The organism is Luteimonas endophytica (genome assembly GCF_029887875.1).
Lineage (GTDB): Bacteria > Pseudomonadota > Gammaproteobacteria > Xanthomonadales > Xanthomonadaceae > Luteimonas > Luteimonas endophytica.
This window is the reverse complement of the sequence record NZ_JARXRM010000032.1, coordinates 135,611-158,787: the sequence shown is the minus strand read 5'-3', so window position 1 is coordinate 158,787 and position 23,177 is coordinate 135,611. Positions and strand designations below refer to the sequence as shown.

General features: G+C 69.6%; 22 protein-coding genes and 1 tRNA gene. 1 reads left to right on the top strand and 22 read right to left on the bottom strand.

The window, feature by feature from the left end; all coding sequences use genetic code 11:
* Positions 1–20: 20 nt before the first annotated feature.
* The 16 genes from QFW77_RS10785 to tpiA all read right to left on the bottom strand — a co-directional run bounded on the left by QFW77_RS10785 (position 21) and on the right by tpiA (position 15,325).
* Positions 21–1,532, bottom strand: coding sequence for an NADH-quinone oxidoreductase subunit M (locus QFW77_RS10785; protein ID WP_280574664.1), 1,512 nt, complete (start codon positions 1,530–1,532; stop codon positions 21–23).
* A 13-nt stretch (positions 1,533–1,545) separates the two neighbouring features.
* Positions 1,546–3,663, bottom strand: a complete 2,118-nt coding sequence (nuoL, locus tag QFW77_RS10780; protein WP_280574663.1) for an NADH-quinone oxidoreductase subunit L — start codon at positions 3,661–3,663, stop codon at positions 1,546–1,548.
* Positions 3,664–3,806: 143 nt separating this feature from the next.
* Entirely contained in the window at positions 3,807–4,130 is a 324-nt protein-coding gene (gene nuoK, locus QFW77_RS10775) for an NADH-quinone oxidoreductase subunit NuoK (RefSeq protein ID WP_280574661.1), read from the bottom strand.
* On the bottom strand, positions 4,127–4,783 hold the full coding sequence (locus QFW77_RS10770) for an NADH-quinone oxidoreductase subunit J (RefSeq protein WP_280574660.1): 657 nt from the start codon (positions 4,781–4,783) through the stop codon (positions 4,127–4,129). The genes nuoK and QFW77_RS10770 overlap by 4 nt, the downstream gene beginning before the upstream one ends.
* Before the next feature lie 3 nt (positions 4,784–4,786).
* A complete protein-coding gene (gene nuoI, locus QFW77_RS10765; protein ID WP_280574659.1) occupies positions 4,787–5,275 on the bottom strand; it encodes an NADH-quinone oxidoreductase subunit NuoI in 489 nt (162 codons plus the stop codon).
* Positions 5,272–6,351, bottom strand: a complete 1,080-nt coding sequence (gene nuoH / locus QFW77_RS10760; RefSeq protein ID WP_280574658.1) for an NADH-quinone oxidoreductase subunit NuoH — start codon at positions 6,349–6,351, stop codon at positions 5,272–5,274. Before nuoH ends, nuoI begins: the two co-directional genes overlap by 4 nt.
* Positions 6,348–8,654: an NADH-quinone oxidoreductase subunit NuoG gene (gene nuoG, locus QFW77_RS10755; protein ID WP_280574657.1), complete on the bottom strand. Its 2,307-nt coding sequence runs from the start codon at positions 8,652–8,654 to the stop codon at positions 6,348–6,350. The genes nuoH and nuoG overlap by 4 nt, the downstream gene beginning before the upstream one ends.
* The gene (gene nuoF / locus QFW77_RS10750) at positions 8,651–10,021 is read right to left on the bottom strand and encodes an NADH-quinone oxidoreductase subunit NuoF (protein WP_280574702.1); all 1,371 of its coding nucleotides are present in this window, start codon (positions 10,019–10,021) and stop codon (positions 8,651–8,653) included. The genes nuoG and nuoF overlap by 4 nt, the downstream gene beginning before the upstream one ends.
* Before the next feature lie 14 nt (positions 10,022–10,035).
* Positions 10,036–10,563, bottom strand: coding sequence for an NADH-quinone oxidoreductase subunit NuoE (gene nuoE, locus QFW77_RS10745; RefSeq protein ID WP_280574656.1), 528 nt, complete (start codon positions 10,561–10,563; stop codon positions 10,036–10,038).
* Between the two features lie 4 nt (positions 10,564–10,567).
* Positions 10,568–11,797 carry an NADH-quinone oxidoreductase subunit D gene (locus QFW77_RS10740; RefSeq protein ID WP_280574701.1) on the bottom strand — a complete coding sequence of 410 codons (1,230 nt, stop codon included), beginning with the start codon at positions 11,795–11,797 and terminating at the stop codon, positions 10,568–10,570.
* Between the two features lie 77 nt (positions 11,798–11,874).
* The gene (locus QFW77_RS10735) at positions 11,875–12,636 is read right to left on the bottom strand and encodes an NADH-quinone oxidoreductase subunit C (protein ID WP_280574655.1); all 762 of its coding nucleotides are present in this window, start codon (positions 12,634–12,636) and stop codon (positions 11,875–11,877) included.
* Positions 12,633–13,217 carry a NuoB/complex I 20 kDa subunit family protein gene (locus QFW77_RS10730; RefSeq protein WP_280574654.1) on the bottom strand — a complete coding sequence of 195 codons (585 nt, stop codon included), beginning with the start codon at positions 13,215–13,217 and terminating at the stop codon, positions 12,633–12,635. The genes QFW77_RS10735 and QFW77_RS10730 overlap by 4 nt, the downstream gene beginning before the upstream one ends.
* A gap of 46 nt (positions 13,218–13,263) precedes the next feature.
* Entirely contained in the window at positions 13,264–13,620 is a 357-nt protein-coding gene (locus QFW77_RS10725; protein WP_280574652.1) for an NADH-quinone oxidoreductase subunit A, read from the bottom strand.
* A gap of 341 nt (positions 13,621–13,961) precedes the next feature.
* A tRNA-Leu gene (locus tag QFW77_RS10720) sits at positions 13,962–14,046 on the bottom strand.
* A gap of 49 nt (positions 14,047–14,095) precedes the next feature.
* Positions 14,096–14,557, bottom strand: a complete 462-nt coding sequence (gene secG, locus QFW77_RS10715; protein ID WP_280574651.1) for a preprotein translocase subunit SecG — start codon at positions 14,555–14,557, stop codon at positions 14,096–14,098.
* Between the two features lie 15 nt (positions 14,558–14,572).
* Positions 14,573–15,325: a triose-phosphate isomerase gene (gene tpiA, locus QFW77_RS10710; RefSeq protein WP_280574650.1), complete on the bottom strand. Its 753-nt coding sequence runs from the start codon at positions 15,323–15,325 to the stop codon at positions 14,573–14,575.
* Positions 15,326–15,682: 357 nt separating this feature from the next.
* Here tpiA and QFW77_RS10705 point away from each other — a divergent pair, with 357 nt between their 5' ends.
* The gene (locus QFW77_RS10705; RefSeq protein WP_280574649.1) at positions 15,683–16,876 is read left to right on the top strand and encodes a trypsin-like serine peptidase; all 1,194 of its coding nucleotides are present in this window, start codon (positions 15,683–15,685) and stop codon (positions 16,874–16,876) included.
* Positions 16,877–16,929: 53 nt separating this feature from the next.
* Here QFW77_RS10705 and QFW77_RS10700 read toward each other — a convergent pair whose 3' ends face one another.
* The 6 genes from QFW77_RS10700 to QFW77_RS10675 form a co-directional block, all read right to left on the bottom strand.
* Positions 16,930–17,874, bottom strand: a complete 945-nt coding sequence (locus QFW77_RS10700; protein WP_280574647.1) for an isopenicillin N synthase family dioxygenase — start codon at positions 17,872–17,874, stop codon at positions 16,930–16,932.
* 74 nt (positions 17,875–17,948) lie between these two features.
* The gene (glmM, locus tag QFW77_RS10695; protein ID WP_280574646.1) at positions 17,949–19,343 is read right to left on the bottom strand and encodes a phosphoglucosamine mutase; all 1,395 of its coding nucleotides are present in this window, start codon (positions 19,341–19,343) and stop codon (positions 17,949–17,951) included.
* A gap of 83 nt (positions 19,344–19,426) precedes the next feature.
* Positions 19,427–20,317 carry an acetyl-CoA carboxylase, carboxyltransferase subunit beta gene (accD, locus tag QFW77_RS10690; protein ID WP_280574645.1) on the bottom strand — a complete coding sequence of 297 codons (891 nt, stop codon included), beginning with the start codon at positions 20,315–20,317 and terminating at the stop codon, positions 19,427–19,429.
* A 107-nt stretch (positions 20,318–20,424) separates the two neighbouring features.
* Positions 20,425–21,228: a tryptophan synthase subunit alpha gene (trpA, locus tag QFW77_RS10685; RefSeq protein ID WP_280574644.1), complete on the bottom strand. Its 804-nt coding sequence runs from the start codon at positions 21,226–21,228 to the stop codon at positions 20,425–20,427.
* Between the two features lie 2 nt (positions 21,229–21,230).
* Entirely contained in the window at positions 21,231–22,445 is a 1,215-nt protein-coding gene (trpB, locus tag QFW77_RS10680) for a tryptophan synthase subunit beta (protein ID WP_280574642.1), read from the bottom strand.
* Positions 22,432–23,112 (bottom strand): phosphoribosylanthranilate isomerase, encoded by a 681-nt coding sequence (locus QFW77_RS10675; protein ID WP_280574641.1) that lies wholly within the window; start codon positions 23,110–23,112, stop codon positions 22,432–22,434. Before QFW77_RS10675 ends, trpB begins: the two co-directional genes overlap by 14 nt.
* Between the last annotated feature and the right edge of the window lie 65 nt (positions 23,113–23,177).

The following is a 23,177-nucleotide window of genomic DNA, read 5'->3' as shown; positions in this document are numbered from 1 at the left end:
GCCTCTCATCGGGTCGGTCATTACAGCTTGGAGGCGGAAAGCAGTTCCGCCAGGTGCGCAATGGAAGGTTCCATCAGGTCGGTCAACGGCCGGGGATACACGCCCAGCGCCAGCACGCCGGCGGCGAACACCCCCAGGACCAGCGCTTCGCGCCAGTTGATGTCCTGCAGCGCCGCGACGTGGGCGTTGCCGATCTCGCCGTACAGCACCCGTTTCACCAGCCACAGGGTGTAGGCGGCGCCGATCACCAGGGTCATCGCCGCGACGAAGGCGATCAGCGGGTGGCTCTGGAACGCCGCCAAGATCACCATGAACTCGCCGACGAAGCCCGAGGTTCCCGGCAGGCCGGCGTTGGCCATCGAGAACAGCACCATGAACGCCGCGAACCAGGGCATCACGTTGGCGACCCCGCCGTAGTCGGCGATCTGGCGGCTGTGCATGCGGTCGTAGAGCACGCCCACGCAGGAGAACATCGCGCCCGAGATGAAACCGTGGCTGACCATCTGCACCATCGCGCCCTGCAGGCCCAGGCGCGCGGCGTCGGCGTTGCCGGTGTCGCGCAGCAGCGCGAAGGCGATGAAGGTGCCCAGGGTCACGAAACCCATGTGCGAGACCGACGAATAGGCGATCAGCTTCTTCATGTCGGATTGCGCCAGCGCCACCAGGCCGACATAGACCACCGCGATCAGCGACAGCAGGATCACCAGCCAGGCCCATTCGTGGCCGGCGTCGGGAACGATCGGCAGGCTGAAGCGAAGGAAGCCGTAGCCGCCGATCTTCAGCATGATCGCCGCCAGGATCACCGAGCCGCCGGTCGGCGCCTCGACGTGGGCGTCGGGCAGCCAGGTGTGCACCGGGAACATCGGCACCTTGACCGCGAACGCCGCCAGGAAGGCGAAGAACAGCCACATCTGTTCGGTGGCCGTCAGCGGCAGGGCGTACAGGTCGGGCAGTTGCCAGCTGCCGCCCTTCAGGTACAGGTAGATCAGCCCGACCAGCATGAAGATCGAGCCGAGGAAGGTGTAGAGGAAGAACTTGACCGAGGCGTAGACCCGCCGCGGCCCGCCCCACAGCCCGATGATGATGAACATCGGGATCAGCATCGCCTCGAAGAAGACGTAGAACAACAGCGCGTCCACGGCCGCGAACACCCCCACCATCAGGCCTTCCAGGACCAGGAACGCGGCGTAGTACTGGCTCACCCGCTTGTCGATCGAGCCCCAGGCGCCGATCAGCACCAGCGCCGTGGTCAGCGTGGTCAGCACGATCAGCGCCACCGAGATGCCGTCGACGCCGAGGTGGTACTGGATGTCGTAGGCCGGAATCCATTCGCGCCGCTCGACGAACTGCATAGCGGTGGCGGCGAAGTCGAAACCCGTCAGCAGCGGCAGGCTGACCACGAAGGTCAGCAGGGCGACCGCCAGTGCCACCCAGCGCGCCAGCCGCGGCCGCGCATTGCCGCAGGCGAGCGTGAGGGCGCCACCGAGGATCGGGAGCCAGATCAGCAGACTGAGTAGGGGCCAGTTCGACACGTATGGTTTTCCGTCAGCGCCAGTAGCGGATCAGCACGGCCAGCAGCACGATCAGGCCGACGATCATCGCGAAAGCGTAGTGATAGAGGTAGCCGGACTGGACCCGGCGCGCGAGACCCGAGGCCAGGTCGACCACGCGCGCCGTGCCGTTGACGATCAGCCCGTCGATCAGCTTCTCGTCGCCCTTGCGCGAGACCCTGCCCAGCAGCAGCCCGCCGCCGGCGAAACCGCCGATCCACAGATCGTCGGCCCAGTACTTCTTCTCCAGCACCCGCACCGGCAACGCGAAGGCGCGCCGCGCCCGGGCCGCCAGCTCCGGCTTCCACCAGTACATCGCCGTGGCCAGCACGAAGCCCGCCGCCGCCAGCCAGAACGCCGGGGTCAGGAAGCCGTGCAGCGCGAACGCCACCGGCCCGTGCCACAGTTCCTGCGCCAGCGCCGCCAGGGTGTCGCGCGCCGGCGCTAGGTCGATGGCACCGAAGAAGAATGGCGCCTGCTCCGCGTGCCCCTGCCAATCGGTCCCGAACAGCATGGGCCCGGCGGTGAAGAAGCCGATCAGGATCGACGGGATCGCCAGCAGCACCAGCGGCACGGTGACCACCCAGGGAGACTCGCGGGGCTCGTGCGGGCCGTGGTGGCCGTGGTCGTCGTGGTGGCCATGCCCATCGTCGTGAAGCGGCTCGTGCTTCGTATGCTGGCCGTGCTCGTCGTGGGCCGCCACCGGATGCGACGGCGCGGCGTCGCGGAAGCGCTCGGCGCCGAAGAAGGTCATGTACAGCAGCCGGAAGCTGTAGAAGCTGGTCACGAACGCGCCCAGCAGCACCGCCCAGTAGCCGTACTGGGCGACCCAGCCGCCCTCGCCCGCCGCGTGCTTCGCGGCCTCGATGATCACGTCCTTGGAGTAGTAGCCGCTGAAGAACGGCGTCGCCACCAGCGCCAGGGTCCCGATCAGCATGGTCCAGAACGTCACCGGCATGTACTTGCGCAGGCCGCCCATCTTGCGCATGTCCTGCTCGTGGTGCATCGCGATGATCACCGAGCCGGCGCCGAGGAACAGCAGCGCCTTGAAGAAGGCGTGGGTCATCAGATGGAACACCGCCGCCGAGTACGCCGAGACGCCCAGCGCCACGGTCATGTAGCCCAGCTGCGACAGCGTGGAATAGGCGACCACGCGCTTGATGTCGTTCTGGACGATGCCGATCAGCCCGGTGAAGAACGCGGTGGTGGCGCCGATGAACAGCACGAAGGCCAGGGCGGTGTCGCTGAGCTCGAACAGCGGCGACATCCGCGCCACCATGAAGATGCCGGCCGTGACCATCGTCGCCGCGTGGATCAGCGCCGAGATCGGGGTCGGGCCCTCCATCGAGTCAGGCAGCCAGACGTGCAGCGGGACCTGCGCCGACTTGCCCATCGCGCCGATGAACAGGCAGATGCAGATGATCGTCGCCACCGACCAGGCCTGGCCCGGCAGGATTTCCACCACCAGACCTCCGCCCGCCTTCAGGGTGGCGTTGGCGAAGACCGTGGCGTAGTCCAGGGTGCCGAACCAGTACAGCACCGCGGCGATGCCGAGCAGGAAGCCGAAGTCCCCGACCCGGTTGACCAGGAAGGCCTTGAGGTTGGCGAAGATCGCGCTCGGCTTCTTGAACCAGAACCCGATCAGCAGATAGGACACCAGGCCGACCGCCTCCCAGCCGAAGAACAGCTGCAGGAAATTGTTGCTCATCACCAGCATCAGCATGCTGAAGGTGAACAGCGAGATGTAGCTGAAGAAGCGCTGGTAGCCCGGATCCTCGGCCATGTAGCCGATGGTGTAGACGTGCACCAGCAGCGACACGAACGTCACCACCACCATCATCATCGCGGTGAGGCGGTCGATCATGAAGCCGACGTGCGCCGAGTAGTTGCCGACCTCGAAGAAGGTGTACAGGTTCTGGTTGTAAGGCGCCGCACCCTGCGCCACCAGCTGCCAGAGCACGTAGCAGGAGAAGGCGCAGCTGAGGCCGACGCCCAGGATGGTGACCGTGTGCGCGCCCGCACGGCCCACCTGGCGGCCGAACAGGCCGGCCACGACCGAGCCCAGCAGCGGCGCCAGCACGATGATCAGCAGGTGGGTTGTCGAGATTGCCATCGTTTTTTTGGTTATCCAGAAGCGGCGCCGTTGTCACTGCAGCCATCCATGGCGGTACTGCATCTGCTCCGGGGCGCCCGGCCCGGCCATCCGTGGCCGGTCGTTCGCGAAGGCGCGAGCCAGTGGCTCGCAAGCGCCTTCGCTCACCCCTTCAGCGAGTCGATGTCGCCTACGTTGATCGTGCCGCGGTTGCGGAACAGCGTGACCAGGATCGCCAGGCCGATCGCCGCTTCTGCGGCGGCCACGGTCAGGATGAAGAACACGAACACCTGGCCGGTGGCGTCGCCGAAATGACGCGAGAAGGCGATGAAGTTGACGTTGACCGCGAGCAGCATCAGCTCGATCGACATCAGCAGCACGATCACGTTCTTTCGGTTGAGGAAAATGCCGGCCACGCTGATGCAGAACAGCGCGGCGCCGAGCGCCAGGTAGTGGCCCAGGGCCAGGCCCTCGCCGAAGAAATTCATGCCTTGCCCTCCCCTTCCGGCGCCTGGCCGTCGGGCGGCGGCGCCTGGGTGCTCCGCGGCGGCTCCGAGGCCATCTTCACCAGGCGGAAGCGATCCGCGGCCCGCACCGCCGACTGCGCGCCCGGGCTCTGGTGCTTGGTGCCCTCGCGGCGGCGAAGCGCGAGCATCACCGCGGCGATCACCGCCACGGTGAGGATCAGCGCCGCGACCTCGAACGGCAGCAGGTAATCCGTGAACAGGCGATGGGCCACCCAGGCCGTGTTGGAGAGGCCCGCCGCCTCGGCCACATCGGGCCCGAACGGCGCCGTGCGCGAGCGGATGCCGATCAGGGTCAGCATCTCGGCCAGCATCACCCCCGCCACCAGCAGTCCGACCGGCAGATAGCGCACATAGCCTTCCCGCAGCGGCGCCACGTCGATGTCCAGCATCATCACCACGAACAGGAACAGCACCATCACCGCGCCCACGTAGACCAGGATCAGCGCCACGCCGAGGAACTCGGCGCCGGCGAGGATCCAGGTGCAGGCCACGGTGAAGAACGTCAGCACCAGGAACAGCGCCGCGTGCACCGGATTGCGCACGCTGATCACCGCGACCGCGGAGACCACGGTGACCGCGGCGAAGACCAGGAAGGCGAGCAGAGTGAATTCCATGGCTTACCTGTAGGCGGCGTCGGCGGCACGACGTTCGGCGATCTCCGCCTCGAGGCGGTCGCCGATGGCCAGCAGCTGCGACTTGTTGACGATGTTCTCGCCGCGGTTCTCGAAGTGGTATTCGTGCACGTGGGTCTCGACGATCGAGTCCACCGGGCAGGATTCCTCGCAGAACCCGCAGTAGATGCACTTGAACAGGTCGATGTCGTAGCGCGTGGTGCGGCGGGTGCCGTCGGCGCGCTGCTCCGAATCGATGGTGATCGCCAGCGCCGGGCACACCGCCTCGCACAGCTTGCAGGCGATGCAGCGCTCCTCGCCGTTGGGATAGCGGCGCAGCGCATGCAGGCCGCGGAAGCGGGGCGACTGCGGCGTCTTTTCCATCGGGTACATCAGCGTGTACTTCGGACGCCACAGGTACTTGAACGTCAGCCACAGGCCGCCGATCAGTTCGAGCAGCAGCAGGCTGCGGAACCAGTTGTAGACGCGGCTCATCGCTGTACTCCTTCGAGCACGCCATAGTAGGCCATCAGCGCGACCACGCAGATCCAGAAGATGCTGATCGGAATGAACACCTTCCAGCCCAGGCGCATGATCTGGTCGTAGCGGTAGCGCGGGAACGAAGCGCGGAACCAGACGTAGAAGCTGGCGAAGAAGAACACCTTCGCGAACAGCCACCACCAGCCGTCGACCGACAGCAGCGGGATGCCCCAGCCGTGGAACGGCGACAGCCAGCCGCCCATGAAGAAGATCGCCGCCAGGAAGCTGATCAGGATCATGTTGGCGTACTCGGCCAGGAAGAACAGCGCGAACGCCGACCCCGAGTACTCCACCATGTGCCCGGCCACGATCTCCGACTCGCCCTCGACAACGTCGAACGGCGCACGGTTGGTCTCGGCCACGCCGGATACGAAATACACCACGAACAGCGGCAGCAGCGGCAGCCAGAACCAGCTCAGGAAGCCCGAGTCGCCGGCCTGCGCCATCACGATGTCGCTCAGGTTGAGGCTGCCCGCGGCGATCAGTACGCCGACCAGGGCGAAGCCCATCGCGATCTCGTAGCTCACCACCTGCGCGGCCGAGCGCATCGCGCCGAGAAACGCGTACTTGGAGTTGGAGGCCCAGCCGGCCAGGATGATCCCGTACACGCCCAGCGAGGTCATCGCCAGCAGATACAGCAGCCCGGCGTTGGCGTTGGAGAGCACCAACTGCGCATCGAACGGCACCACCGCCCAGGCGGCGAACGCCGGAGCCAGGGTGATCAGCGGCGCCAGCAGGTACAGCGAGCGCTGCGCCTTGGTCGGCTGGATGACTTCCTTGAACAGCAGCTTGAACACGTCGGCGAACGCCTGGAACACGCCCATGCCGACGTACATCGGCCCGTGGCGCACGTGCATCCAGCCGATCAGCTTGCGCTCCCAGACCACGTAGAACGCCACCGCCAGGATCACCGGGACGGCGATCGCGAGGATCTTCAGCACGATCCAGACGAGCGTGCCGAGCGGGCCGAGCCCATGCAGCCATTCCTGCAGCGGCCCGGTCAGCTGGGTCAGCAGTTCCGCGGTGCTCATGCCGCCACCACCTTCACCAGGCCGGCGCCCAGCGCCGCGGTGGGGCCATAGCCGCTCTCGGCCCAGGCGGCGCCGCGCGCCACCCGGTCGCTGACCGTGACCTGCAGGGTCGCCACCCCGGCGGCGTTGGACACCTTGGCCATACCCTCCTCGGCCACGCCGATGTCGGCCGCGTCCTGCGGGTGCAGCGCGATGCGCGGCCCGAGCGTCAGCGGATGCGCCTGCAGCGCCGCCGCGCGGCGCACGACCGCGTCGCTGCGGTAGAGGGCCGGGGCGACCGCCAGCTCGAGGCCGCTCGATGCCTCCCCGTCGGCGCGCTCAAAATCGCCACGCGCGTCGGCCGACGCGGGGTCGCGGCTCTCGTCGCTCGCAACCGTGTCAGGGCTCGCGGCGCGCCCCGGTACCCCGTGGTCCCGTGGCGTCATCGCGGCACGCAGCTGCGCCAGCTCGGTGAATTCGAAACCCGGCAGCTGCAGCTGCCCGCCGAGCGCGCGCAGTACCCGCCAGCCGGCGCGCGCGTCGCCCGGCAGCCGGCCGGCGGCCACGCTGCGCTGCACCCGGCCCTCGAGGTTGGTCATGGTGGCGTCGACTTCCGGCAGCGCGCCGATCGGCAGGATCACGTCGGCCACCGCGCGTGTCGATTCGCAGGCGAAATGGCTGAACGCCACCACCTCGGCGCCACCCAGGGCCTTCAGCGCAGCCGCCTGGCCGGCGAAATCCAGTCCCGGCTCGATGCCGTAGAGCAGGTACGCCGAACGCGGCTCGGCGAGCATCGCGGCAGCGTCGCGCGAGGCCGGCAGCACGCCCTGGCGCGCGAGCCCGACGGCGTTGGCGCCCTGCGGGATGCGGCATAGCGCCGCCCCGTGGCGACGGGCGAGCCCGGCCGCAGCGGCGCGGATGGCCGCGGCGTGCGGGCCGCACTCGGCGACCGCGCCGACCAGCACCACCGCGCGCTCGGCGCCACCGAGCGCCGCGGCCAGCGCCTCCCCGGCCAGCGCCTCGGCGATCCGCGAGGGTGCCAGGACATGGCAGCCGGCCAGGTCGAAGGTGAACTCGAAATCGACCGGGTTGACCACGTGCACCCGCGCGCCCTTGCGCCAGGCCTGGCGCACGCGCTGGTGCAGCAGCGGCACCTCGTGGCGCAGGTTGCTGCCTACGATCACCACCACGTCGGCGCGGGCGATGTCCGCGACCGGCATCGCGAATGGTTCGGCGGCGGCGCCGTCGGAAAGGTCGGACTGGGCGATGCGGTGGTCGAGGTTGCCGGTGCCCAGGCCCTCGGCCAGGCGCGCCAGCAGGGCGCCCTCCTCGTCCGAGGTGCCCGGGTGGACCAGCACGCCGAGGTCGTCGGCGGGGTTGTCGCGCAGGATCCGCGCGGCGCGCTCGAGCGCCTCGTCCCAACCGGCCTCGCGCCACTCGCCGCCCTCGCGCAACAGCGGCCGCACCGCGCGGTCGGCGGCCGCCAGGCCCTGGTGCGAATAGCGGTCGCGGTCGGACAGCCAGCATTCGTTGACCGCTTCGTTGTCGCGCGGCACCGCCCGCAGCACCTCGCCGCGGCGCACGTGCAGGAACAGGTTGCTGCCCAGCGCGTCGTGATAGCCCAGAGACTCCTTGGCGATCAGCTCCCACGGCCGGGCGCGGAAGCGGAACACCTTGTTGGTCAGCGCGCCCACCGGGCAGACGTCGATGACGTTGCCGGACAGCTCCGTGGTCAGCGGCTTGCCGTCGTAGGTGCCGATCTGCAGGTTCTCGCCGCGCTGCATCCCGCCCAGCTCGTAGGTGCCGGCGATTTCCGCGGTGAAGCGGATGCAGCGGGTGCACTGGATGCAGCGGGTCATCTCGGTGGCGACCAGCGGACCCATGTCCTCGTCGGCGACCACGCGCTTGCGCTCGGCGAAACGGCTGACCGAGCGCCCGTAGCCGAGCGACAGGTCCTGCAGTTCGCACTCGCCGCCCTGGTCGCAGATCGGACAGTCGAGCGGGTGGTTGATCAGCAGGAACTCCATCACGTTGCGCTGCGACTTCAGCGCCTTGTCGCTGCGGGTGCTGACCTTCATGCCGTCCATCACCGGCGTGGCGCAGGCCGGCGCCGGCTTCGGCATCTTCTCCACTTCGACCAGACACATGCGGCAGTTCGCAGCGATCGCCAGCTTGTCGTGGTAGCAGAACCGCGGGATCGCGATCCCGGCGCGGTCGGCCGCCTGGATGATCATCGAGCCCTTGGGCGCGGCCAGCTCGACCCCGTCGATGAAGACGGTGACGTGATCCGGCGGCAGCTTCGGATTGACCGGCTGCGCGCTCATGCAGCCACCGCCTTCGGCGCCACCGTGCCGTCGCGCTGGTCGTCGACCAGGAAGCGGCGGTTGACGACGGCGTACTCGAACTCGTCCCAGTAGTGGCGCAGGAACCCCTGCACCGGCCACGCCGCGGCCTCGCCGAACGCGCAGATGGTGTGCCCCTCGATCTGGCCGGCGGCGGCCCGGAGCATGTACAGGTCGTCCGTGGTGGCCTGGCCGTCGACGATGCGGGTGAGCATGCGGTACATCCAACCGGTGCCCTCGCGGCATGGGGTGCACTGCCCGCAGCTCTCGGCGTAGTAGAAGCGCGCGATGCGCTGGCAGGCGCGCACCATGCAGGTGGTGTCGTCCATCACGATGACGGCTCCCGAGCCGAGCCCGGAGCCCGCCTTCTGGATGCTGTCGTAGTCCATGGTCAGGCCCAGCATGGTCTGGCCGGGCAATACCGGCATCGACGAGCCACCGGGGATCACCCCCTTGATGGTGCGCCCGGCGCGCATGCCGCCGGCCATCTCAAGCAGCTCGGAAAACGGCGTGCCGAGGCGGATCTCGTAGTTGCCCGGACGCGCCACGTGGCCCGAGACCGAGAAGATCTTGGGCCCGCCGTTGTTGGGCTTGCCCAGGTTGAGGAACCACTCCGCGCCGTTGCGCACGATCGCCGGCACCGAGGCGAAGGTCTCGGTGTTGTTGATGGTCGTGGGCTTGCCGTACAGGCCGAAGTTGGCCGGGAACGGCGGCTTGTAGCGCGGCTGGCCCTTCTTGCCCTCCAGCGACTCCATCAGCGCGGTTTCCTCCCCGCAGATGTAGGCGCCGGCGCCGAGGGCGTTGTGGATGTCGATGTCGATGCCGCTGCCGAGGACGTTCTTGCCCAGCCAGCCGTTGGCATAGGCCTCGGCGGTGGCCTCCTCGAGGTGCTCGAAGGGTTCGTGGTGGAACTCGCCGCGCAGGTAGTTGTAGCCGACGCTGGCTCCGGTGGCATAGCAGGCGATCGCCATGCCCTCGATCACCGCGTGCGGGTTGTAGCGCAGGATGTCGCGGTCCTTGGCGGTGCCGGGCTCGGACTCGTCGGAGTTGCAGAGGATGTACTTCTGCATGCCCGAATCCTTGGGCATGAAGCTCCACTTCAGCCCGGTCGGGAAGCCCGCGCCGCCGCGGCCGCGCAGGCCGGACTGCTTGACCATCTCGATCACGTCCGCCGGCGCGATCTTCTGCTCGAGGATCCTCCGCAGCGCGCTGTAGCCGCCGGTCTTGAGGTAGTTCTCGTACGACCACGGCTTGTCGAAGTGCAGCGTCGTGTAGACCGCCTGGTGATCCTTCGGCGCGGGGCCGACGGGGCCGTAACCCGGCGATGGATGGGGAGTGTGGTGCGCCATGGTCTCGGGTCGCCTCACTTCAGTCCGTCGAGCAGCTCGTCCACCTTCTCGGCGGTGAGCTTCTCGTGGTAATGGCCATTGATCACGACCACGGGCGCACCGCAGCAGGCGGCCACGCATTCTTCTTCGCGCTTGAGGTAGACGCGCCCGTCGGCGGTCGACTCGCCCAGCCTGCAGCCGAGCTTCTTCTCCGCGTGCGCGACCAGGTCCTCCGCGCCGTTCAACCAGCAGCTGATGTTGGTGCAGAAGGCGACGTTGTTGCGGCCCACCTCGCGGGTCTCGAACATCGAATAGAACGTCGCCACCTCGTAGGCCCACACCGGCGGCAGGCCGAGGTACTTGGCCACCGCGGCGATAAGCTCGTCGGTGAGCCAGCCGCCGTTCTGTTCCTGCGCAGCGTGCAGCCCCTGCAGCACCGCCGAGCGCTTGCGGTCCGGCGGGAACTTGCCCAGCCAATGGTCGATATGCGCGCGCGTGTGCTCGCTGAGCGCGACCATCGGGTCGACGTTGCGGGCATTCTCGAAGTTTCCGGTCGCTCTCATCGCCCTACCTGTCGATTTCGCCGAACACGATGTCGTAGGTGCCGATCATCGCCACCACGTCGGCCAGCATGTGCCCCTTCACCACCGCGTCCATCGACGAGAGGTGGGCGAAGCCGGGAGCGCGCAGGTGCACCCGGAACGGCTTGTTGGCGCCGTCGGACACCAGGTAGCAGCCGAACTCCCCCTTCGGCGCCTCGACCGCCTGGTAGGTCTCGCCCGCCGGCACGCAATAACCCTCGGTGAACAGCTTGAAGTGGTGGATCAGCGCTTCCATGTCGTCCTTCATCTCCTCGCGGGAGGGGGGCGACACCTTGTAGTTGTCGATCATCACCGGGCCGGGGTTGGCCTTCAGCCAGGCCACGCATTGCTCGATGATGCGCACCGACTGGCGCATCTCGGCCACGCGCACCAGATAGCGGTCGTAGCAATCGCCCTCGACCCCCACCGGGATGTCGAAATCGACCTCGGCGTACTTCGCGTACGGCTGCTTCTTGCGCAGGTCCCAGGCCACCCCGGAGCCGCGCAGCATCGGCCCGGTCATGCCCCAGGCCAGTGCCTTCTCCGGCGGGATCACGCCGATGCCGACGGTACGCTGCTTCCAGATCCGGTTGTCGGTGAGCAGGGTCTCGTACTCGTCGATGCGCGCCGGGAAGTCCTTTGCGAACGCCTCCAGGTAGTCGAGCATGGAACCTTCGCGCCAGGCGTTGAAGCGCTTGAGCTTCTCGCCCTTGCGCCACGGCGACTCGCGGTAGCGCGACATGCGGTCGGGGAGATCGCGGTAGACACCGCCGGGGCGATAGTAGGTCGCGTGCATGCGCGCGCCGCTGACCGCCTCGTAGACGTCCATCAGCTCCTCGCGTTCCCGGAACGCGTACAGGAACACCGCCATCGCGCCCAGGTCGAGCGCGTTGGAACCCAGCCACATCAGGTGGTTGAGGATCCGGGTGACCTCGTCGAACAGGGTGCGGATCCACTGCGCGCGCTCGGGCGCCTCGATTCCCATCAGGGTCTCGATGGCGCGCACGTAGGCGTGCTCGTTGCACATCATCGAGACGTAATCGAGCCGGTCCATGTAGCCGATCGACTGGTTGAACGGCTTGGACTCTGCGAGTTTCTCGGTGCCGCGATGGAGCAGGCCGACGTGCGGATCGGCGCGCACCACGGTCTCGCCGTCCATCTCGAGGATCAGGCGAAGCACGCCGTGCGCGGCCGGATGCTGCGGCCCGAAGTTCATGGTGTAGTTGCGGATCTCCTGGCGCAGCAGCGCGGCGTTGCCGGCGCCGGCCTGGAGCGGCTGGTCGAGCGGAACGCTCACTTCGCATCCTCCGTCCTGCGCGCCATCTGCTCGCCGGCGGCGGTGGCGTAGCGGGCGTCGTCGCGGATCACCCGCGGCACGCCCACGCGCGGCTCGACCGAGGTCACCGGCTCGTAGATCACCCGCTTGCGCTCCGCGTCGTAGCGGACTTCGACGTTGCCGATCAACGGGAAGTCCTTGCGGAACGGGTGGCCGACGAACCCGTAGTCGGTGAGGATCCGCCGCAGATCGGGGTGACCGGCGAAGACGATGCCGAACAGGTCGAAGGCCTCGCGCTCGAACCAGTTGGCCACCGGCCAGATGCCGGTCAGCGAGTCGACGATCGGCAGCGCGTCGTCGGGCGCGTAGCAGGTCACGCGCAACCGCTGGTTGTGCCGCACCGAGAGCAGCTGCGCCACCGCGGCGAAACGGCGTGCCGGCATCGGGATCGCGCCCTCGCCGTCGGGCTGCTGCAGCTGCCGGCTGGTGGTCTGGCCGAAGCCGAACCGTCCGGGGCCGCGCCCCTCGACGCCCCGGCTGAAGCCCTCCGAGGAGACCTCGGTGTCCCATTCGTCGCTGCCGTAGCTCAGGTGGTCGACCCCGCAGACGTCGATCAGCTGCTCGAAGCCGAACTCGTCGCGCAGGACCAGGCAGCCGTCGTGCCAGGCGCCCGCCTCGAATACGATGCCGACCTCGCCGCGCGGCGCGGCCACCGACACTTCCGCGCCGTCGAAGCGTGCGCGCAGGCGCTCGGCGAACTCCATCACCGTGCCGTTCATTCGCGCAGCCCCGTGCGGGTCTGGCCGAAGTTGGTGGCGCGGCGGATCTTGCGCTGCAGCTGCAGGATGCCGTAGACCAGCGCCTCGGCGGTCGGCGGGCAGCCGGGCACATAGATGTCGACCGGCACGATGCGGTCGCAGCCGCGCACCACCGAGTACGAATAGTGGTAGTACCCGCCGCCGTTGGCGCAGCTTCCCATCGAGATGACCCACTTGGGGTCGGGCATCTGGTCGTAGACCTTGCGCAGCGCCGGGGCCATCTTGTTGACCAGGGTGCCGGCGACGATCATCACGTCCGACTGTCGCGGCGAGGGGCGGAACACCACGCCGTAGCGGTCCAGGTCCAGGCGTGCGGCGCCGGCATGCATCATTTCCACCGCGCAGCAGGCCAGGCCGAAGGTCATCGGCCACATCGAGCCGGTGCGCGCCCAGTTGAGCAGGATGTCCGAGCTGGTGGTGACGAAGCCGCGCTCGAGCAGCGGGTTGCCCCCCTGCGGGCGCAGGATGTCGTCGAGCCGGCCTTCGGGCAGCGGATTGCTGGCGAAGTCGGCCGCCTTCTGGATGGTGTCGGTCAGGCCCATCGGCGATGGCCCCCGCGGCACGGCGGCCGCACTGCGGATGCCGGCATCATTCCCATTCCAGCGCTCCCTTCTTCCACACGTAGATGAAGCCGAGCAGCAGCATGCCGGCGAAGATGCCCATCTCCACCAGGCCGACCACGCCCAGATCGCGGAACACGGTGGCCCAGGGCACGATGAAGATGATCTCCAGGTCGAAGATGATGAACTGGATGGCGATCAGGTAATAGCGCACATCGAACTGCATGCGCGCGTCCTCGAACGCGGCGAAACCGCACTCGTAGGGAGCCAGCTTCTCGGCCGACGGGCGCTTCGGCCCGAGCAGGTTGCCGACGATCAGCAGGGCGATGCCGATGCCGGTGGCAACGATCAGGAACAGCAGGGTGGGCAGGTATTCGGCCAGCACGCGTTGTTCTCTCGGCTACTTGCCGCCCGGGCGGCCATTGCTCGACGCCAAAGCGCCGGTCGCGGCGTGCCGCGACACGAAGGATGCGCGGGCCATTGCCACCGGCCCGCACGGCTTGCACCTTCCCTGGTGCCGGTGCGCTCCACGGCATTCCTGCCCCGCGCACGAACCGGTGAATTGTAGCGGTTCGTAAACTCGCGAGTAAACGATTCCGCGGCGACGCGCGGCATCCGCGGTCACCCGTGAAGGGGCCGTGACGCGTCGCGCGAACACCGCCAAAAAAGGAAAACCCCGCGCGGCGGGGTTCTCGGCGACGCGCAGCGTATGCCGCGCGCTGGATATGGTGCCCAAGAGGGGACTCGAACCCCTACGACTCTCGTCGCTACCACCTCAAGGTAGTGCGTCTACCAATTCCGCCACCTGGGCCTGTTCGGGATCGCCGTGCGATCCGGCGATCGAGCGCGCATTGTAAGCGCTATGGATCTTCCTGCGGAGCAGGATCCGCCGCCGGCGGCTGCGCGCTGTCCTGGGTCGCCGGCGGCGCGGCGGGCACGGCCTGCTCCCCGGCGGCGGGGGGCGCGGCAGGCACTGCGGCATCGTCCTGCTGCTGCGGCGCGGCGGGCACCGAAGCGGCACCCTCGCCCGCCGGCGCCTGGGGCACCGACATCACCCCGAGGTCCTGCTGCACTTCGGCCGGCGCGGCCTGGCGGGTCGCGTGCCAGGCCATGAAGAGCGTGATCGCGAAGAACGCGATCGCCAGCCACTTGGTGGCCTTGGAAAGGAAGTTCGAGGAGCCGCGCGCGCCGAACACCGTCGCCGAGGCGCCGCCGCCGAATCCCGAGCCGGCGGCCGCGCCGGAGCCGCGCTGCATGAGGATCAGCGCGACCATCGAGATCGCGATCAGGACGAACAGGACGTTGAGGACGAGCAACAGCATCGGACCGGATCCGTATCAGGGCGCCGCAGCGGCGATGATGGCGAGGAAATCGGCGGCGACCAGGGAGGCCCCGCCGATCAGCCCGCCATCCACGTCCGGCTGCGAGAACAGCGCGGGAGCATTGTCTGGCTTGCAACTGCCGCCGTACAGGATCGGCAGCAAGCCGGCGATTGTAGCATCGCGCCGGGCCGCCTCGCCACGGAGGAAGGCATGGACCGCCTGGGCCTGCTCCGGGGTCGCGGTCCGGCCGGTGCCGATCGCCCAGACCGGCTCGTAGGCGAGTACCGCCCGTTCCAGCGCCTGCGCCCCGCTCGCTTCGAATACCGCCGCCAGCTGCGCCGCGATCACCGCCTCGGTGCTGCCCGCCTCGCGCTCCTCCAGGGTCTCGCCCAGGCACAGGATCGGCACCAGCCCGCTGGCCCGGGCGGCGGCGAACTTGCGCGCCACCAGCCCGTTGTCCTCGCCATGGAACTGGCGCCGCTCGGAGTGCCCGACCAGGGTGTAGCGGGCGCCGACCTCGGCCAGCATCGCCGCCGCGGCCTCGCCGGTATGGGCACCGCCGGCGTGTTCGCTCACGTCCTGCGCGCCGAACGCGAGCCCGGCCCCGCCGTAGCGCCCGGCCAGCTCCGCCAGATAGGGCAGCGGCGGCAGCACCACCCGCTCCACGCCGGCCGGCGCAGGGGCTGCGGAGATCGCGTCGAGCAGCTTCGCGGCCGAGCCGCGATCTCCGTTCAGCTTCCAGTTCCCGGCAACGATCCTGCGGCGCATGACGACTCCAGCCGATGACGATCGTGAAGTCTAGCGCAGCCGCCGGCTCGCCTTCCTCGACCCGGGGCGCTTTCCCCCGGGCACGCACCGTCCGTCGGCCGCTCGGGGGAGCGTGGCCGCCATCCGCTGCCGCGCCCGTAGTCCAGGTCAGAGGCACGAAGGGATTCGCACGGGCGCGCCGGAACAGGCGCGAGAACGAGCTTCGTACCCGCCTCCCCGGCATCCGCCGAACGCGCGCCCCCGCGCTTCCCTTCGCCCTCGACGCCGGCCCGCGCCCGGGTCGAGACGCGCGGCCGGCCCCGATCCGATCGACCCGCTGTTCCGCATCACGGAGCACCACCCCTGAAGGAGTCAGCCATGGAAGTCCGTCACCACATCCGAATCGCGGGCCGCGCCCGCGCCCCCCGCCCCGTTGGCACCGTGGTTCGCCTGCTGGGCCGCTCGATCCTGGTCGGCGCCCTCGCCCTGGCGCCGTTCGCCGCGCCCGCGCTGGCGGGCGAGAAGCCGCTCAGACTGCCCGGCGGCGACGTCGTGAAGATCGACGCCGCCGATGTCGCGCAGCAGCGGCCCAAGGCCGGGGCCCACCCGTTCGCCACCCGCGAGCAGCGTGCCGCGGTCAGGCCGATGCGCTGGAGCGGGGCTGAATCCGCGCCGCCCCGCGCCCAGGCCGCGCCCGCCCGGGTCCCGGCCGGACCGGCCGGCGCCGCGGACGGCGGCGGGGCGCCTCCGTTCGCCGAATACCTGGCCCGGAGCCACTTTCCGGACGCCTGGGAGGCGCTGGACGCCGCCGCGAAGGCGGCCGGTGAACCGGCCGCCGAGCCGGCCGGCGAGAAGGACGGCGCGCACCACCCCTACGTGCGCTTCCCCGGCAACTACTACACCTCGCGCTGGCAGCTGGCGCCCTGGAACAAGATCGGCAAGCTGTACTTCACCACGCCGTCGGGCGGCAGCTCCTACTGCACCGCCAACGTCGCCAGCGGCAATTCGGTGATCATCACCGCCGCGCACTGCGTCTACACCCGCGGCCAGGGCTTCAACTCCAACTTCGTGTTCGTGCCGGCCGACCGCTACGGGGTCGCCCCGTACGGCAGCTTCGGCTGGAGTTCGGCCTCGGTGATGGGCAACTGGATCAACCAGGGCGGCAGGCGCTGGGACGTCGCGGTGGTCAAGCTCGCCGGCGAAGCGTCCACCGGCGTGCCGGTCACCAGCTACGTCGGATGGCTGGGTCGCAGCTGGAACCAGCCCTATTCCGAATTCCACTATTCGATCGGCTACGCGAGCAACTTCAGCACCCAGTACACCACCGTCTGCGCCGGCCAGACCTACAGCTCGCCGGCCGAAGGCGACAACGTGCTGGTGCAGGGTTGCGACATGACCTACGGCAGCAGCGGCGGGGGCTGGTTGCGGCAGTTCGCCCACGATTCGCACGGCGGCAACTACGTCAACGCGGTGGTCAGCGGACCGCACATCGGCGACTTCGGCCAGAGCTATGTCGGGCCGCGCTTCGCGAGCGACAACATCGTCCCGCTCTGCAACGCGATCGGCTGCTGAGCGGCGGCACCTCCGGACGGGCCCACCCGGCCCGTCCGAACCTCGCCCGCCCGCTATTTCAGCTTGATCTCGCGGAGCCGTTCCTCCAGGTAGCCCTGCGCGGTGATCGGCTCGGGATACCGGTTCGGATTGTCGGCGCTCACGGTGCCCGGCAGCACCTCGATGAGGAAATCCGGGTTCGGGTGCAGGAAGAACGGGGTGGAATAGCGTGGCTCGCGCGCCTCTTCGCCCCGTGGATTGACCACCCGGTGGGTGGTGGAGGGGTACACGTGGTTGGTCAGGCGCTGCAGCATGTCGCCGATGTTGACCACGATGGTGTCCGCATCGGCGGTGAACGGCACCCAGTCGCCGCTTCTCGACCGCACCTCAAGCCCGGCGGCGCTGGCGCCCACCAGCAGGGTGATCAGGTTGATGTCCTCGTGCGCCCCGGCGCGCTCGTTGGGCACGTCGGTACCGGTGATCGGCGGATAGTGGATCGGCCGCAGGATCGAATTGCCGAAGTCGGTCTTGTCGGCGAACCAGTCGCCGGGCAGGCCGATGTGCAGGGCCAGCGCGGAAAGCACGCGCGCGCCCAGGCCGTCCAGGGCCTGGTACAGGCCATAGCCGTGCTCGCGAAAGCCGGGCACTTCCTCCGGCCACAGGTTCGGCGGCATCGCCTCGCGATACTTCGAATCGTCCGGGATCTCTCGGCCGATGTGCCAGAACTCCTTCAGGTCGAAGTGGCTGGCGCCCTTGGCGGTCTCGACCCCGAACGGCGTGTAGCCACGGGCCCCGCCGCTGCCGGGCACGTGGTACTTCATCTTCACCGCCTCGGGAAGGGCGAAGAACGCGACGAAGGCGTCGTAGGCGGCGTCGATGTCGGCCTGGGGGATGCCGTGGCCGTTGATCCCGGCGAAGCCCCATTCGCGGTAGGCGGCACCAAGCTCGGCCACGAAGGCATCGCGGTCGCCGGGGTCTTCGAAGCGGCGGATGTCGAGGGTCGGGATGCGGGAAGTCATCGTGGGTCCTGATCGATCGGTTCGTTGCCGCCCCGGCCCGGGAAAGCCTGCGGCCATGGGGCGAACCCGGGAGTCTACCCGGCGGCCGTGCGCACGGTGCCGGCGAGGTCGTCGAGAGTGCGCTGCATCAGCGCGGCGTCGTCGGCTTCCACCGTCACCCGCACCACCGGTTCGGTGCCCGAAGGCCGCAGGAACGCGCGGCCCCTGCCCTCCACCGCGGCCTGCGCCCGGGCCAGCGCCGCCTGGACTTCGGGGGCTTCCGCCGGCCGCGCGCCGTTGCCGTAGCGCACATTGACGGTCTGCTGCGGCAGCTTCCGCAGGCCTTGCAGGGCCTCCTCCAGGGTGATGCCGCGACGCTTGAGCACTTCCAGCACCTGCAGCGCGCTGACGATGCCGTCGCCGGTGCCGGCGCGGTCCAGGCACAGCAGGTGGCCCGAGGTCTCGCCGCCCAGCACGCCGCCGTGTGCGAGCAGCGCCTGGTGGACGTAGCGGTCGCCCACCTTGGCGCGGACCAGGCCGATGCCCCGCGCGCCGAGCGCCTGCTCCAGCCCGTAGTTGGTCATCACCGTGCCCACCACCGGGCCCTGCAGCCGCCCGCTGTCGAACCAGTCGTTGGCGAGGACGTACAGCAGGTCGTCGCCATCGGCGATCCTGCCGCCGGCGGTGACCATCATCACCCGGTCGCCGTCGCCGTCGAAGGCGATGCCCAGCTCGGCCCCGCAGTCGCGCACGTGCGCCACCAGCGCCTGCGGATGGGTGGTCCCGACCCCGTCGTTGATGTTGAGTCCGTCCGGATCGTCGCCGATGGCGTCGACGCGGGCGCCGAGCTCGCGCAGCACCAGCGGTCCGATCTGGTAGGTGGCGCCGTTGGCGCAGTCCATCGCCACGCGCATGCCCTCCAGGTCGAATCCGCGCGGCAGCGAGTTCTTGCAGGCCTCGAGATAGCGCCCCACCGCGTCGCGGGTGCGCACGGCCTTGCCGAGCTTGTCCGAGGGGACGGTGCGGAACGGGTGCTCGAGCGCGCCCTCGATCGCCAGCTCGGTGGCATCGTCGAGTTTCTCGCCGCTGGCGGAGAAGAACTTGATGCCGTTGTCGTGGTGGGGATTGTGCGAAGCCGAGATCACGATGCCGCCGTCGGCGCGCAGCGAACGGGTCAGATGCGCCACCGCCGGGGTCGGCATCGGCCCCATCAGCTCGACGTCGACGCCGGCCGCCACCAGCCCGGCTTCCAGCGCCGCCTCGAACATGTAGTTGGAGATGCGGGTGTCCTTGCCGATCACCACGAACGGCTTGCGCCAGCCATCGCCCTCCTCGTGGCGCAGGGCGTGGCCGTAGGCGTTGCCCAGGCGCAGCACGAAATCGGCCGAGATCGGCGACTCGCCGACCCGGCCGCGGATGCCGTCGGTACCGAAGTAGCGCCGCTTCGCGGCGCTACCGGAACTGGTGACTGGTGATTGGTGACTGGTCATGCGTCTTGGCCGGGAAAGTGAGGCATAGGCTGCTGGAGGCTGGCTTTTTCGAATCTCGAATCACCGATCACCAATCACGGCCTTCATGCCGCCACCTCCACGTCGTCCTCCGGCTGCGGCTGCCGCATCAGCAGGGCCAGCAGACGGGCGATGCGCTCGCGCAGTTCGCGGCGGTCGCAGATCTGGTCGATGGCGCCATGCGCGAGCAGGAACTCCGAGCGCTGGAAGCCCTCGGGCAGGGTCTCGCGAACGGTCTGTTCGATCACCCGCGGCCCGGCGAAGCCGATCAGCGCTTCGGGCTCGGCCAGGTTGATGTCGCCGAGCATCGCGAACGAGGCCGACACGCCACCGGTGGTCGGATGGGTCATGACCGAGATGTAGGGCAGGCCGGCCGCGCGCAGCCGGCCCAGCGCGGCCGAGGTCTTGGCCATCTGCAGCAGCGAGAACAGGCTCTCCTGCATGCGCGCGCCGCCGCTGGCCGAGAAGCACACGAACGGGCAGCGCAGCTCCAGCGCCCGCTCCGCGCCCAGCGCGAATCGCTCGCCGACCACCGAGCCCATCGACCCCCCCATGAAGGCGAAGTCGAACGCGCAGGCCACGATGGCCCGGCCCTTGAGCGCGCCTTCCATCGCGACCAGGGCGTCGCGTTCGCCGGTCGCCTTCTGCGCCGCCCGGATGCGGTCGGCGTAGCGCTTCTGGTCCCTGAACCGGAGCACGTCGGTGGGGCCCAGCCCGGCGCCGAGCTCGGTGCCGGTGTCGCGGTCGAGGAACCCGCGCAACCGCGCGCGGGCACGGATCGCGCGGTGGAAGCCGCACTTGGGGCAGACCTCCAGGTGCTCCTCAAGCTCCGGCCGGTACAGCACCGCGCCGCAGCGGTCGCATTTCTCCCACAGCCCTTCCGGGACGCTGCGCTTGCGCGGCGCGCTGCCCTCGGTGCGGATGCTCGCGGGCATCAGTTTTTTCAGCCAGCTCAAGTCGGATTCACCTTTGGTGTCGGTGGCGGCGCGCGCGGCACGCGGCACGGGTCCGCCGGGTGCACGAAGTCTAGCGCGCGGCGCGGCGGGGTGCCTGCGCGCCGGGTTCAGGTGTCCAGGGCGGCGCGCAGCGGCGCCAGGAACGCCCGCGCGCGGTCCGCCGCCGCGGCGGGGTCTCCCGCGCCCGCCAGGGCGGCGACCAGGGCGCTGCCCACCACCACGCCGTCGGCATCCACGGCCATCGCCGCGGCTCCGGCGGCGTCGCGGATCCCGAACCCGGCCACCACCGGCACCGCCGTGCGGGCCCGGATCTGGCGCAGCCGCGCGCCGGCCGCCGCGGTGTCGAGCAGTTCGGAGGCGCCGGTCACCCCGGCGAAGCTGACGTAGTACAGATACCCTTCGGCCTCCTCGCACAGCCGCCGTAGCCGCTGCTGGTCGGTGGTGGGCGAGGCCAGCAGGATCAGCGCGATCCCGTGCGCCGCGAACGCGGCGCGAAAGCCCGCCGCCTCCTCCGGCGGCAGGTCGACCAGCAGCACGCCGTCGACGCCGGCGGCGGCCGCGGCCTCGGCGAACCGCCCGGCGCCGCGGATCTCGACCGGATTCAGATAGCCCATCAGCACCACCGGCGTGTCGGCATCGCGCTCGCGGAAGCCGCGCACCGCCTCCAGCACGAACGACAGACCGGCCCCGCGCGCCAGCGCGCGTTCGGAGCTGCGCTGGATGGTGGGGCCGTCGGCCATCGGGTCGGAGAACGGCACGCCCAGTTCGATCACGTCGGCCCCCGCCTCCACCAGCGCGTGCATCACCGGCACGGTCGCTTCCAGCGAAGGATCGCCGGCGGTGAGGAATGGCACCAGGGCCTTGCGGCCACTGCTCGCCAGCAGGCCGAAACGGTGCGCGATGCGGCCCATGCTCAGACCTCCACGCCTTCGCGCGCGGCGATGGTGTGGACGTCCTTGTCGCCGCGGCCGGAGAGGTTGCAGAGCACCAGGGCATCCTTCGGCAGGTCGCGGGCGAGCTTGACGGCCTGGGCGATGGCGTGGCTGGACTCGAGCGCGGCGAGGATGCCCTCGGTCCTGGCCAGCAGGTGGAACGCCGCCAGCGCCTCGTCGTCGGTGACGCCGACGTACTCGGCGCGCCCGGTCTCGGCGAGGAACGCGTGCTCGGGACCCACGCCCGGGTAGTCGAGCCCGGCGGAAACCGAATGAGTCTCGGTGATCTGGCCGTCGTCGTCGCAGAGCACGTAGGTGCGGTTGCCGTGCAGCACCCCGGGCCGGCCCGCCGCGATCGAGGCGGCGTGGCGACCGCTGGCGATGCCCTCGCCCGCGGCCTCGGCGCCGACGATGCGCACCGCGCGGTCGTTCAGGAACGCGTGGAACAGCCCGATCGCGTTGCTGCCGCCGCCCACGCAGGCGGTCACGGCGTCCGGCAGGCGGCCGTATTCCCCCAGCATCTGCGCCCGGGCCTCGCGCCCGACCACGGCGTTGAAATCGCGCACCATGCGCGGATACGGGTCCGGCCCGGCGACGGTGCCGATGATGTAGAACGTGCCGGCGACGTTGGTCACCCAGTCGCGCATCGCCTCGTTCAGCGCGTCCTTCAGGGTGGCCGAACCCGAGGTCACCGGCACCACCCGGGCGCCGAGCAGCTGCATGCGGTAGACGTTGATCTTCTGCCGCTCGATGTCGGTGGCGCCCATGTAGACCACGCATTCCAGCCCCAGCCTGGCCGCGACCGTGGCGCTGGCCACGCCGTGCTGGCCGGCGCCGGTCTCGGCGATGATCCGGGTCTTGCCCATGCGGCTGGCCAGCAGCGCCTGGCCGATGGTGTTGTTGATCTTGTGCGCGCCGGTGTGGTTGAGGTCCTCGCGCTTGAGCAGGATGCGCGCGCCGCCGGTCTCCTCGCTGAGACGGCGGGCTTCGTAGATCGGGCTGGGCCGGCCGACGTAGTGCGCCAGATCGTCCTCGAACGCGGCCACGAAGGCGGGATCGGCGCGCGCGGCGTCGTACGCGGCGGCCAGCTCCTCGAGCGGGCCGATCAGGGTCTCGGCGACGAAGCGCCCGCCGAACCTGCCGAAGTGCCCGGCCGCGTCGGGCCAGGCGTGGAAGTCGATCTCAGCCCTGGTCATCGGCCCTGTCTTCCGAGAGTTCGTGGCAATCCGAGCGCCGCACTTCCTCGACGAAGCGGCGCATCCGGTCTCCGTCCTTGATCCCCGGGGCGCTTTCGATGCCGCTGGAGGCGTCCACGCCCCAGGGCAGCGTCGCCAGCGCCGCGGCGTACACGTTGTCCGGGGTCAGCCCGCCCGCGACGAAGAACGGCACGTCGAAGCCCGGCGGGATCAGGCTCCAGTCGAACACCGCGCCGGCGCCCGGCTCGCTGCCGCCGCCGTGGCTGTCGAACAGGAACCCGGTGGCGGCCGGATAGGCCAGCCGCAGGCCGATCACGTCGAGCGCGCCGGTATCATGCATCGGCACCGCCTTGATGTAGGGAACGCCGAAACTGCGGCAGAACCCGTCCTCCTCGTCGCCGTGGAACTGCAGCAGCGAGGGCCGCACCTGGCGCACCACCTCGCGCACCGATTCGCCGTCGTTGTCGCGGAACACCGCGACCGCGTTGACCAGCGGCGCGAGCGCGGTGCGCATCGCCCGGGCCTCCTCCGGCTCCACCCGGCGCGGGCTGCCCGCCGCGAACACGAACCCGACCGCGTCCACGCCCAGTTCGCCGGCCAGGCGCACGTCGCCGGCGCGGGTCATGCCGCAGAACTTGATGCGGGTGCGGAACAGGGTGCGCTTCATGAGCGGATCCGGGAACGTCGTGTCGACAGCGCGACAGCGTAACTTTTTCCGCGCCGGCCTGCCGG

What these genes read in the sequence shown, in the direction of transcription:
- QFW77_RS10705 (WP_280574649.1), top strand. Translation starts at nt 15,683, where the DNA reads ATGGAAGTCCGTCACCACATCCGAATCGCGGGCCGCGCCCGCGCCCCC.
- QFW77_RS10735 (WP_280574655.1), bottom strand. Translation starts at nt 12,636, where the DNA reads ATGAACGGCACGGTGATGGAGTTCGCCGAGCGCCTGCGCGCACGCTTC.
- QFW77_RS10740 (WP_280574701.1), bottom strand. Translation starts at nt 11,797, where the DNA reads ATGAACTTCGGGCCGCAGCATCCGGCCGCGCACGGCGTGCTTCGCCTG.
- nuoG (WP_280574657.1), bottom strand. Translation starts at nt 8,654, where the DNA reads ATGAGCGCGCAGCCGGTCAATCCGAAGCTGCCGCCGGATCACGTCACC.
- nuoH (WP_280574658.1), bottom strand. Translation starts at nt 6,351, where the DNA reads ATGAGCACCGCGGAACTGCTGACCCAGCTGACCGGGCCGCTGCAGGAA.
- trpB (WP_280574642.1), bottom strand. Translation starts at nt 22,445, where the DNA reads ATGACCAGGGCTGAGATCGACTTCCACGCCTGGCCCGACGCGGCCGGG.
- trpA (WP_280574644.1), bottom strand. Translation starts at nt 21,228, where the DNA reads ATGGGCCGCATCGCGCACCGTTTCGGCCTGCTGGCGAGCAGTGGCCGC.
- QFW77_RS10675 (WP_280574641.1), bottom strand. Translation starts at nt 23,112, where the DNA reads ATGAAGCGCACCCTGTTCCGCACCCGCATCAAGTTCTGCGGCATGACC.
- nuoI (WP_280574659.1), bottom strand. Translation starts at nt 5,275, where the DNA reads ATGAGCCGCGTCTACAACTGGTTCCGCAGCCTGCTGCTGCTCGAACTG.
- nuoE (WP_280574656.1), bottom strand. Translation starts at nt 10,563, where the DNA reads ATGAGAGCGACCGGAAACTTCGAGAATGCCCGCAACGTCGACCCGATG.
- secG (WP_280574651.1), bottom strand. Translation starts at nt 14,557, where the DNA reads ATGCTGTTGCTCGTCCTCAACGTCCTGTTCGTCCTGATCGCGATCTCG.
- nuoL (WP_280574663.1), bottom strand. Translation starts at nt 3,663, where the DNA reads ATGGCAATCTCGACAACCCACCTGCTGATCATCGTGCTGGCGCCGCTG.
- nuoF (WP_280574702.1), bottom strand. Translation starts at nt 10,021, where the DNA reads ATGGCGCACCACACTCCCCATCCATCGCCGGGTTACGGCCCCGTCGGC.
- nuoK (WP_280574661.1), bottom strand. Translation starts at nt 4,130, where the DNA reads ATGAATTTCTTCGGCGAGGGCCTGGCCCTGGGCCACTACCTGGCGCTC.
- QFW77_RS10770 (WP_280574660.1), bottom strand. Translation starts at nt 4,783, where the DNA reads ATGGAATTCACTCTGCTCGCCTTCCTGGTCTTCGCCGCGGTCACCGTG.
- QFW77_RS10730 (WP_280574654.1), bottom strand. Translation starts at nt 13,217, where the DNA reads ATGGGCCTGACCGACACCATCCAGAAGGCGGCCGACTTCGCCAGCAAT.
- QFW77_RS10700 (WP_280574647.1), bottom strand. Translation starts at nt 17,874, where the DNA reads ATGACTTCCCGCATCCCGACCCTCGACATCCGCCGCTTCGAAGACCCC.
- tpiA (WP_280574650.1), bottom strand. Translation starts at nt 15,325, where the DNA reads ATGCGCCGCAGGATCGTTGCCGGGAACTGGAAGCTGAACGGAGATCGC.
- glmM (WP_280574646.1), bottom strand. Translation starts at nt 19,343, where the DNA reads ATGACCAGTCACCAATCACCAGTCACCAGTTCCGGTAGCGCCGCGAAG.